Source organism: uncultured Oscillibacter sp., from assembly GCF_910587525.1.
In the GTDB taxonomy this organism is placed as follows: domain Bacteria; phylum Bacillota; class Clostridia; order Oscillospirales; family Oscillospiraceae; genus Oscillibacter.
In genome coordinates, this window is sequence record NZ_CAJULS010000138.1 from 1 (window position 1) to 5881 (window position 5881).

Annotated in this window: 7 protein-coding genes; all 7 read left to right on the forward strand. The window is 59.3% G+C overall.

Annotation, left to right across the window (positions count from 1 at the left end; translation table 11 throughout):
- On the forward strand, positions 1–275 hold a 275-nt coding region (locus QZ326_RS10800), incomplete at its 5' end, for an FAD-dependent oxidoreductase (RefSeq protein ID WP_295745050.1).
- 61 nt (positions 276–336) lie between these two features.
- On the forward strand, positions 337–1158 hold the full coding sequence (locus tag QZ326_RS10805) for a hypothetical protein (protein ID WP_295745052.1): 822 nt from the start codon (positions 337–339) through the stop codon (positions 1156–1158).
- A 312-nt stretch (positions 1159–1470) separates the two neighbouring features.
- Positions 1471–1755, forward strand: a complete 285-nt coding sequence (locus QZ326_RS10810; protein ID WP_295745054.1) for a zinc ribbon domain-containing protein — start codon at positions 1471–1473, stop codon at positions 1753–1755.
- Positions 1736–2110 (forward strand): DUF2085 domain-containing protein, encoded by a 375-nt coding sequence (locus QZ326_RS10815; protein WP_295745055.1) that lies wholly within the window; start codon positions 1736–1738, stop codon positions 2108–2110. The genes QZ326_RS10810 and QZ326_RS10815 overlap by 20 nt, the downstream gene beginning before the upstream one ends.
- Positions 2111–2264: 154 nt before the next feature.
- Entirely contained in the window at positions 2265–3392 is a 1128-nt protein-coding gene (locus QZ326_RS10820; protein WP_295745056.1) for a D-alanyl-D-alanine carboxypeptidase family protein, read from the forward strand.
- A gap of 133 nt (positions 3393–3525) precedes the next feature.
- Positions 3526–4860, forward strand: coding sequence for a glucose-6-phosphate isomerase (locus tag QZ326_RS10825; RefSeq protein WP_295745058.1), 1335 nt, complete (start codon positions 3526–3528; stop codon positions 4858–4860).
- A gap of 179 nt (positions 4861–5039) precedes the next feature.
- Positions 5040–5450 carry a hypothetical protein gene (locus tag QZ326_RS10830; RefSeq protein WP_295745060.1) on the forward strand — a complete coding sequence of 137 codons (411 nt, stop codon included), beginning with the start codon at positions 5040–5042 and terminating at the stop codon, positions 5448–5450.
- Positions 5451–5881: the final 431 nt, after the last annotated feature.

Consider the following 5881-nt stretch of genomic DNA (forward strand, 5'->3'; position numbering starts at 1 on the left):
GGCGGCCCATCGAGAAGCCGGGCAGCGAGTTTGATCTGGATGTGGACTGCGTCATCATGTCCCTGGGCACCAGCCCCAACCCCCTGATCAAGTCCACCACCCAGGGCCTGGAGATCAACAAGAAGGGTGGCATCATCGTCAACGAGGACGGGCTGACCTCCCGTGAGAGCGTCTACGCCGGCGGCGACGCCGTAACCGGCGCGGCCACCGTCATCCTGGCCATGGGCGCGGGCAAGACCGCCGCCAAGGCCATTGACGAGCAGCTGAGCAAGTAAAATCTGACATACAGGAGGGAGGCGGACGGCAGTCCGCCTCCCTTTGCCTTTTGGGGGAATTTTGATGAAGTATCAAGGCAAGACGCCGGAGGAGATTGTACGGAGCTACTGCCGGGGCCTCCGGATAAAACAGGGGCTGATTCTCCTGATTTTTGCGGTGTATCTGGTGAGTATCTTTCACGGGATTTGGTCGCTGGGCAGCGGGCTTCCAACGGTCCTTCTGGCGATGACGCTCCTAGTCGCGCTCACTCTGCCGCTTAACGTCTGGATCTCCTGGGACTTCCTGTCCCTGAATCTGATCCTGAACCAGAACTGCGACCCGGTGACCTATACGGCGGTGTGCCGTCTGCTGCGGGGGACGCATCAAAGGCAGCGAAACCGTCTAGCCACGGCCATCAATGAGGCGGTCGGCGTGGAGTGGTGCGGCCGGTTCTCCGAAGCCCTGACCATGACGGACAGTCTGTCGGTCTCAGAGAAGGATGTCTCCGGCCAGCTGTTGGTACGGAACCTCCGGTTTAACTGCTTTGCCAGGCTGGGGGACTTGGAAAGCGCCCGGCGTGCTCGGGAGGAGATGGAGCGGTATGCCGGAATCATCCGAAAGCCCGCCCTGCAAAAGCGGGGTGCGCAGCTCCTGAAGGTCATGGACATGGGCTTTGCGTTTCAGACGGGGGATTACGAGACTCTCCGACGGCTGGAGGAGGAGCTGAGCGCTAGTTATTCGGCCAGGATTCAGAAGGTGACCTCTGCCTTCCGCCTGGCCCGGGCGGACCTGGCTCAGGGAGAGACCCGGAACGCCCGGGCCCGCCTGGAGATGGTTGTGGAGCAGGGCGGGACACTCTACATTGTGGAGGAGGCCAGGGAGCTGCTGGCGGAACTGGAGTAGGGACTGGGCTCTGTTCCGGCCCGTTTGCCGGAGAGCCGGCGTTTTCGCGAAAGCGGACAGAGCCCCGCCCCCGCAAAGCCGCATCCGAAAACCCAAATCGCGGATAGTTGACAAACTGGGACAGACGGTATAAAATACAATTGCCCATATTATGGGCAAAGCCCGCATAATACCGGTAAAATTTCATAAACAGTCTGGAATCATGGCGTATACGCCATGATTAGGTTTTTCTAAGAAAAACCTAATTCATTTTTGTGAGTATTTTACGGATTTATGCGGGTGTGAAAAACATGGTTTGGAGGAGAAAGCATTATGGCATTTTGCAAGAAGTGTGGAGCGGAAATCAGTGAGCAGGCCAGCGAGTGCCCGCGCTGCGGCGCGGCTCAAACCCCGCAGACAGCGGATAACGGCGGCTTCCTGTGGGGTCTGCTGGGCTTTTGTATCCCACTGGTGGGTTTGATTCTGTTCCTGGTGTGGAAGGATACCAAGCCCAAGACCAGTAAGGCCGCCGGCATGGGCGCTCTGGTGAGCGTTATCTGCGGCGTTCTGTTCTATGTGTTGATGTTCGTCATCGGCATTGGCGCGGCAATGCTTTAAGGCGTGGCTTTGCAAGTGGCTCCCTATTTTCTTCGGATGCCACTGCCGGCCAGACCGCTCCTTTTTCTATAAGGGGAAGCAGTTTCCGGTCTGTGCCCGCTGTACGGGAGAGCTGGCGGGCATCCTAGCCGCGCTGGCGACATGGTGGCTGTACCATCCCGGGCCCCTCTGGTCTGCGGCGCTGCTGCTTCCGCTGGTGCTGGACGGCGTGATTCAGCTTTGTACAGCCTATGAGAGCCGGAACCGCCGCCGCCTGTGGACAGGCATCCTGTTTGGGTATGGGCTGACCAGCCTTCTGCTATTGTCTGCCGCATGGGTATTCCGTCAGGGGTACGCTTTGGGGCAGGGACTCTGAAAAACGAAACAGCTGAACGGCGGCCGCGCTTCGCGGCGGACCGTTCAGCTGTTTTCGCTGTGGACAGCTTTTTGCCCGTAAGGGGCTTCCGGGCCTGTCATGAATGTCCTCCCGGTTTCATAGAGTTTACCAATGCTGCAAGGGGGGAATCTCTATGAAACGATTGATTGCGCTGCTGTGCGCCGTGCTGGCGCTGACGGCCGGCGCCAAGGCTGTGGATGTCTCCGCGCCCTCGGCCCTGCTGATGGAGAAGGAGACGGGGACCATTCTCTTTGCCAAGGACGAACATACCCGGCGGGAGCCCGCCAGCGTTACCAAGGTCATGACGCTGCTGCTGGCCATGGAGGCCATCGACAGCGGCCAGATGAGCTACGACACCATGGTCACCGCCTCCGCCCACGCCTGCTCCATGGGCGGCAGCCAGATCTGGCTGAAGGAGAACGAGCAGATGACCGTGGACGAGATGCTCAAGGCCGTCTGTGTGGTCTCCGCCAACGACTGCGCCGTAGCTCTGGCAGAGCAGATTGCCGGCAGCGAGGAGGCCTTTGTGGAGCGCATGAACCAGCGGGCCAAGGAGCTGGGCATGAACGACACCACCTTCCAAAACGCCACGGGGCTCCCGGCGGCGGGCCACGTCACGTCCGCCTACGACATCGCCCTCATGAGCCGGGAGCTGGTGCTGAACCATCCGGACATCCGCAAGTATACCACCATCTGGATGGACTCCCTGCGGGGAGGGGAGTCCCAGTTGGTGAACACCAACCGGCTGGTGCGCTTTTACCAGGGGGCCACGGGCCTCAAGACTGGCTCCACGGACAACGCCCTCTACTGCCTCTCCGCCACGGCGGAGCGGGACGGTATGGAGCTCATCGCCGTGATCATGAAGGGGGCCACCTCCGCCCAGCGGTTTGAGGACGCCCAGACGCTGCTGAACTACGGCTTTGCCGGGTACACCCTGACTAAAATCGTGCCGGAGACGCCTTTGGCCCCGGTGCCGGTGGCCCTGGGTACCCAAGCCACGGTCCAGCCGGTGCTGGGGGACGGTGGGGCGCTGCTGCTGGAGAGGTCCAAGGCCGCCGGATTACAGCAGACCGTCACCCTGGCGGAGTCCGTGGAGGCTCCGGTGGCCCTGGGGGACAGCCTGGGGGCTCTGACGGTCACTGCCGGGGACGGCGGGGAGGTTGTGGCGGAGATCCCCCTGCTGGCGGGCGAGGAGATTCCCCGGGTCACTTTCTGGCAGATGTTCCTGCGGACGCTGCGCATGGCCTTTTTAGCGGATTGACCAAAGGTATTTCCATTTTTCGGCGGGGCTGTGACGGTTTTCTCTTGCCTCCGGTCCGCTGGAATGGTATACTGCATTTATAATAGCGGCGAATTGGGCCGTGTTTCCAGCACATAAGAAAGGATCGATGATTATGTTGGATGTCAAACTGTTTCAGATGGAGACCTTCCTCTCCGAGCCCTATGAGGATACCCTGGCTCCCCAGCTGAAAAGTGCACACGAGCGCCTCCAGGACGGCTCCGGCCTGGGCGGGGATTTTACCGGCTGGGTCCACCTGCCCCGGGATTACGACAAGGCGGAGTTTGCCCGCATCAAGGCCGCCGCGGCCAAGATCCAGAAAAATTCCCAGGCCCTGGTGGTCATCGGTATCGGCGGGTCCTATTTGGGCGCCCGGGGCGTCATCGACTGCCTGTGCTCTCCCAATTACAACCTGAAAAAGAAGAGTACGCCCAATGTGTATTTTATGGGCAACGGCCTCTCCGCCGACGCCATGCAGGAGGTTCTGGACCTGCTGGAGGGCGTGGACTTCTCTGTCAATGTCATCTCCAAGTCCGGCACCACCACCGAGCCCGCCGTGGCCTTCCGCTTCTTCCGGGACGCCCTGGAGAAGAAATACGGCAAGGCCGGGGCCAAGGGGCGCATCTACGCCACCACCGACAAGGCCCGGGGGGCTCTGAAATCCCTGGCCAACGAGGAGGGCTGGGAGAGCTTTGTGGTGCCCGACGGCGTGGGCGGGCGGTACTCCGTCCTCACCGCCGTGGGCCTGCTGCCCATCGCCGTGGCCGGAATCGGCATTGAAGAGCTCATGGGCGGCGCGGCCAAGATGATGAAGCTCTGCGAGACCGCCTCCTATGAAAACCCCGCCTGGACCTACGCCGCCCTCCGGGACGCGCTGTATCAGAAGGGCTGGAGCATCGAGGTCCTGGCCTGCTACGACCCCGCCTTCCGCTTCATGCTGGAGTGGTGGAAGCAGCTTTACGGCGAGAGCGAAGGCAAGGACGGCAAGGGTCTTTTCCCCGCCAGCGTGGAGTTCACCGCGGACCTGCACTCCATGGGGCAGTATATGCAGGACGGCACCCGGAACATTTTTGAGACCGTGGTGCGTTTGGGGGCCTCGGAGCACCAGCTGTACGTCCCCCGGGACGAGGACGACGGCGACGGGCTGAACTTCCTGGCGGGCAAGCCCATGGACTTCATCCGGGACCGGGCCATGGAGGGCACCTTGCTGGCCCACACCGAGGGCGGCGTGCCCAACCTGATCGTGGAAGCGGGCGGCAAGGACGCCAAGAGCCTGGGCCAGCTGATCTACTTCTTTGAGTACGCCTGCGGCCTCTCCGGCTATTTGCTGGAGGTGAACCCCTTTGACCAGCCCGGCGTAGAGGCCTACAAGAAGAACATGTTTGCTCTGTTGGGCAAGCCCGGCTATGAAGACCGGAAAGCCGAGCTGGAGGCCAAGTTGAAGAAATAAAGTGGAGAGCGGTGCCGGAAGGCGCCGCTTTTCTCCCCTTTTCGACAGTGGGACGTAGAAAATTTGTGAATAAATCCCAAACTCGTGTTTTTTGCATTGTTTTTTCCCGGGGACTATGGTATCCTTAACACAACAAAGTCTCCCCGAACGGAGATTCTAAATGACAGGAGTGATTTGATATGGTCAGACTGATTATGGGCGTGAAGGGTTCTGGCAAGACCAAGCAGCTCATCGAATTGATCAACAACGCGGCAAAGGACGAGCCCGGCCACGTGGTATGCATTGAGGCAAACCGCAATATGACATATGATATTCACTATCATATCCGTCTCATCGACGCGCAGGAGTACAAGCTGAACAATTATGATCTGTACCGGGGATTTATCAGCGGCCTGTACGCCGGCAATTACGACATCTCCCATGTGTTCATCGACAATCTGCTCAAGACTGTCGGCCAGGGGATCAACGGCGAGACCGAGGCGTTTTTGAATTGGCTGGATGTCTTTGGCGAGCGCAACGGCATCAAGTTTACCGTGAGCATCAGCGCCGATGCCGCCTCCGCCACCGAGGGAATGCAGAAATTTCTGTAAGCAGACCGGAAAAAACCCGGCCCTGTCCATTGGGACAGGGCCGGGTTTTTCGGCTCCGGGAGCCCGCACCCCCGGGCCACACATCCCAAAAGAATTAGTATACCCCATAAAAATGTTGAATTATATCGCAAAATCCAATGTATTTTGCCGGATTTTGTCAAAAGAATTATATCTTTTCGAGTTAGGCCCTGTTTTTCAAACAGGACCTAAAGTCTGACTTCGTTTTCGACTTTTCCTCTCAAAGATGATAAGCCATCATCAACCTTCTGCCGCGCTTTTTTCGCCTTGCTCTGACGGATGCTCGGCGCTTCCGTACCGTCACGGCTCAAAAACCACCTCCTTCCCGTCCGATTTTAGAATCATGGTAACTTTCTCGCCGTCATAACCAACAGACAGGGCCGGGTCATTTGAAATCTTCAGACTGTGGGCGC